The organism is Chamaesiphon sp. OTE_20_metabat_361 (assembly GCF_031364565.1).
In genome coordinates this window covers 1-5,076 of sequence record NZ_JANLWO010000355.1, presented here as the reverse complement: position 1 = coordinate 5,076, position 5,076 = coordinate 1, and the positions used below count along the sequence as shown (strand labels likewise).

Sequence of the window (5,076 nt, the reverse complement as noted above, 5' to 3'; positions counted from 1 at the left end):
GATCGAAACTAGCGATGTTCTCTGACTAGAGGCTGCGCCAAAAGATTACTCGGACAGAACAACAGAGAATATGCGTTTAATTTTGATGACGGGCAAAGGTGGTGTGGGTAAAACCTCCGTTGCGGCGGCGACTGGGTTGCGATGTGCCGAACTCGGTTATCGTACCCTCGTACTGAGTACCGATCCCGCTCACTCCCTAGCAGATAGCTTTGACATGGAGATGGGGCACGATCCGCGTGAAGTTCGTCCGAACCTGTGGGGCGCGGAACTGGATGCCCTCAAAGAACTCGAAGGCAACTGGGGAGCGGTGAAACGCTATATTACCCAAGTATTGCAAGCGCGCGGGATGGAAGGGGTACAAGCTGAAGAATTGGCAATCCTACCAGGGATGGATGAGATCTTTGGGCTAGTGCGGATGAAACGGCACTACGATGAAGGAATCTATGATGTGCTGATTATTGACTCCGCACCGACAGGAACTGCCCTGAGACTGCTGAGTTTGCCCGAAGTCGGCGGTTGGTACATGCGGAAGTTTTACAAGCCTTTACAGGCAGTTTCGGTCGCGCTCAGACCACTAGTAGAGCCGTTATTTCGACCGATCGCGGGGTTCTCATTGCCGAATAAGGAAGTGATGGATGCGCCCTATGAATTTTACGAGCAAATCGAAGCTTTGCAGAAGATTTTGATGGATAATACCGTCTCTTCGGTCCGGTTGGTGACTAATCCCGAAAAGATGGTTATCAAAGAATCGCTCCGCGCTCATGCTTATTTGAGTTTGTATAATGTCTCGACTGATTTAATTATTGCCAATCGGATTATTCCGGCAACAGTTACCGATCCCTTCTTCAAAACTTGGAAGGAAAATCAAGAGACATATCGCCAACAAATTCACGAGAATTTTCATCCTTTGCCAGTGAAGGAAGTACCTTTGTATGCTGAGGAACTCTGCGGACTCGAAGCACTCGATCGACTCAAAGTCACGCTGTATGGCGATGAAGATCCTAGCAAAGTTTACTATCAAGAAAACACCCTGCGAGTCGTTCAAGAAGGTAATAGTTTATATAGTCTAGAGCTGTATTTACCAGGGATTGCCAAAGATCAAATTCAACTCAATAAAACTGGCGATGAATTGAATATTAGAATCGGTAATCACCGTCGGAATATGGTCTTACCACAAGCTCTAGCGGCACTCCAACCGACTGGGGCGAAGATGGATGAGGATTATCTCAAAATTAAATTTGCTTAATGAATGTCTGCAAAGGTTTTTTGATGTGGATCGTAGATCTAAATCCCCCAAACCCCCTTTTCAAGCTTGCTCAGACCCGTAAAATTCCCCCTTTCTAAGGGGAATTTCTAGGGTCTGCGCTTAGCAATCTAGACTTTTCAGACATCCACTGATGGATTCGAGATCGATATATCGATCGCGTAACTGGGTAGTATATAGATAACGATAGTATCTTCTCGAATATACTACCCATGCCAATTGAATGTCGAATCAGCGGAGGTAACTTCTATGTCTCATTTCACCTACTGCCGTCTCACAGCTATTTCGCTCGGAATTTTTTTGCTAAATGCAATCGCGGCTAGTCCAGCTACAGCCAGGGAATTAGTCGGTATCGTCGATCGATCTACAGCTCAACCCAGTGCAGGATTAAATATCGGTTTAGCTCCCATTATTCCCCAGCTTCAAAACCGGATTGCCCTCAAACAGGAGAGGACAACTAACACCAGACAACCGCTAGGCGTCGGTGTCACCGCCCGAGTTGGCACGCTCGGCATCGGTGTCGATGTCAACAAATCATTGACGCCACAACTAAATGCTCGCTTGGGTTTTAACTTTGGTAATGTCAATCTCAATCGTACCGATAGCGGCATCGATTACGATGCCCAGCTAAAATTTAGCAGCGTACAGCTCTTTGGCGATTATTACCCCTTTACCAGCAGCAGTTTCCGGGTAACTGGCGGCATCGTCGCTCAAAATAATCGCTTTGCACTCACTAGTAAACCCAGTAGTACTGGCACATATACGATCGCGGGCACTCAATATTCAGCCGCTAACGTCGGTACTCTCAATGGTGAGTATAGCTATGGTAACTCGATCGCGCCTTATCTAGGCATCGGGATTGGTAAGTCTAGCAATGAAGGTTTAGGCTTCAATGCGGATCTAGGCGTAATGTTTACTGGTTCGCCCAAAGTTTCGCTCACAGCCAGCAATCCAGCATTTAACAACAACCCACTTACTCGCTCCCAACTCGACAATCAAGCGCGTCAAACCGAAAACGATCTGCGCGGCTTTAATGCTTATCCAGTATTGTCGATCGGACTTTCTTACGGCTTTTAGTTGTTGATTCTAAATCTGGTTCATATCATAACAATCCTACTTAGAAACCCCGCTCTTCCATATCAGAAGGGCGGGGTTTATGCTTAATAAAGCTAAGGGACTTGGGTGGAAATAACATCCTAGATGTTTGTCGGTTCAGGTTGTGCCGTAGGCACAACCTGAACCCACTGGTAGCTTACTAAGTTGCAAGCCCCTAAGTTTTCAAACACTCTCTAAGTCGTCGGTGGTAAAATCACCCGTTTAGCGACACCGAGCTTTTGTAATAATTTAATCGACCACCAAGTCATATCGATTTCCCACCATTGCCAACCACCTTTAGCCACATTAGGATAAGCATGGTGGTTATTGTGCCAGCCTTCGCCGTAAGTCAGTAATGCCGCCCACCAGAGATTGCGGGAGTTGTCATCCGACTCATGAGTGCGATAGCCAGTAATATGACTAGCCGAATTGATCAGCCAAGTACTGTGCCACAAAATCACCGCCCGGACGAAGACACCGTAAATCACAAACGACCAACCGCCGATCGCATACAATAGTAATCCGACTGGGATTTGTAAGAACAAGAAATACTTATCAAGCCAACGGTAATAAGCATCTTTAGCTAAGTCTGGCGCAGCTTTCTTGTACTCATCCAGATTGAAGAAATTAGATTTTGGGTAAAAAATCCATAACATATGACTCCACCAGAAACCCCGTTTTGCCGAGTAGGGATCTTTGTCCCAATCTTCAGTATACAAATGGTGTTGGCGATGTCCGGCTACCCAGAAAATCGGCCCACCTTGGAGTGCTAATGCGCCTAGGGTTGCGAAGACATATTCCAGCGGTTTGGGCACCTGAAAGCTGCGGTGTGTGAGCAAACGGTGAAAACCCAAACAAATCCCGATCGATCCAAACAGCCAATGTAGGAAGATCGCCGCTCCCAATGCAGACCAATCAAAATACCACGGTGCTGCCAAGGCAATCAGATGAAACGATCCAAAAAAGAACACATTCGTCCAGCTTAATGGTGTCGTATCCCGTTGCGGTGAGTCATTTTCGACTGGGCTGTGCCCACGTTTCTCGATTGAAGTAACAGTCATATAGTTAGGTTTTAGGTTTTAGGTTTTAGGCTTTAGGCTTTAGGCTTTAGGTTTTAGGTTTTAAGGCTTTAGGTCTGAATTCCCCAGTGAGAGTACTTTCCCTAACACCTAATCCCTAATATCTAATTTGAAGGTTTTAGGTCTGAATTGCCACTAAGAGTAATTTCCCTAATACCTAATACCCAATACCTAACACCTAATTCTAGGTATAGTAGAAAGACGGTATGCAAGTAACGCTTGCATTTACATCCTAACAAGTTTTGTTAACTTGTGCAAGTATCACTTGCATTCATCGCGACTTCTATTTTCGCAGATCTCCAAAACCTTTACCTCATGCCATCTCCCCGCAATCTCAACCGCCAAAAAATCATCCAGGCAGCGATCGAATTATTTGCCAACCAAGGGGTAAGTGAGACGACTACCAAGCAGATTGCCGAATTGGCGCAGGTAAATGAGGTCACGTTATTTCGGCAATTTGGGAATAAACACGGGTTGCTCCTCGCCGTAATCGAAGACGCGGAGGTATTCGCGCAATTGGGACAGAGTTTAAGCACAGAATTGCCGCCAGCCAGTAATCTCGCCGAGATGCTCCGCACCTACGCCAATACCTGTCTGCAAGCACTAGAGCAGACTCCCGCCGTCATTCGATCGCTCGTTGGCGAGTCGGGGCAATATTCCACCGAAAATCGTCAAGGATTGGGACGCAGTTTCGATCGCGCCAATCGCCGCGTCGCCAAGTATTTAAAAACCAATATCGGTGAATCGCAGTCAGATTTACAATTACCGATCGAGCAGCTTACCAGTTTACTGCATACATTATTATTCGGCTATGCCACGATCGAACTAACTAGTGAATTTCATGGCTTATGGCGCGATCGCACGGATTTTCTCGATCGCGTTGTGAAGTTATTTGTGGCGGGTGCTATGGCTGTAAATAGTCAACACTCAACAGTAACTAATCCTACCGATACCCCCGCAATTCAACTCGATTTACCCGCATCAATCGTCCATCAAATCCTTCAACAAGCCAAAAAACATAGTCTGCAAACCTATGCGCTGGCGTATGTTTTATTTGGCACAGGATTGAGTGTCAGTGAGATTATCGCATTGACTCGATCGAATCATGTCAGTAGTAACGATCTGCAACTCTTACAAATAACTCGCGGTGCAATCCGGCAAGTACCAGTCAATCAATGGATTCTCGGCAAACGCTACGGCTCCTATCTCAAAAATCCCCTCACACAATGGCTCAGAAGCCGCAAAGATTCTAATCTGGCTTTATTCATCAATTCAGATGACACGGCATTAACAGCAGGCGATTTGCACCAACTCTGGCAACAATCGACTCATGAAATTATCGCACCCACAGGCGCACCACCGACGATCGCGCAAGCGCAAGTGACTTGGTGCGTAGAAATGATAATGAGAGGACTATCGATCGAAGCAATGCAGGTATTGACGGGATGGGAAACCAGTCAACTCGAACCCTATGTACATCGAGCTAAAGAGTTGACAGTATTAGCACAAGCATTCAATGTCGATCGGCATTGATAAACTTTAGAAATTAAGTGTTGCTGGATTGAGGGATGAAACCCTCGGTAGGGGCAATTTTTTATAAGATAGACTATGCCCACCAACTAGGTTTCAGGCATAGTC

At 46.2% G+C, this 5,076-nt stretch carries 4 protein-coding genes; 3 read left to right on the top strand and 1 reads right to left on the bottom strand.

Going from position 1 to position 5,076, the window contains the following annotated elements; translation table 11 throughout:
• Positions 1-70 precede the first annotated feature (70 nt).
• Entirely contained in the window at positions 71-1,246 is a 1,176-nt protein-coding gene (locus RMO35_RS10370; RefSeq protein ID WP_309740961.1) for a TRC40/GET3/ArsA family transport-energizing ATPase, read from the top strand.
• A gap of 267 nt (positions 1,247-1,513) precedes the next feature.
• Positions 1,514-2,341: a hypothetical protein gene (locus tag RMO35_RS10365; protein ID WP_309740957.1), complete on the top strand. Its 828-nt coding sequence runs from the start codon at positions 1,514-1,516 to the stop codon at positions 2,339-2,341.
• Between the two features lie 212 nt (positions 2,342-2,553).
• On the opposite strand, the gene RMO35_RS10360 is transcribed toward RMO35_RS10365, so the two are convergent.
• Complete coding sequence (locus RMO35_RS10360; RefSeq protein ID WP_309740955.1) at positions 2,554-3,420, bottom strand: fatty acid desaturase; 867 nt, start codon at positions 3,418-3,420, stop codon at positions 2,554-2,556.
• 270 nt (positions 3,421-3,690) lie between these two features.
• Here RMO35_RS10360 and RMO35_RS10355 point away from each other — a divergent pair, with 270 nt between their 5' ends.
• Complete coding sequence (locus RMO35_RS10355; protein WP_309740953.1) at positions 3,691-4,971, top strand: TetR family transcriptional regulator; 1,281 nt, start codon at positions 3,691-3,693, stop codon at positions 4,969-4,971.
• The last annotated feature ends 105 nt before the right edge of the window (positions 4,972-5,076 follow it).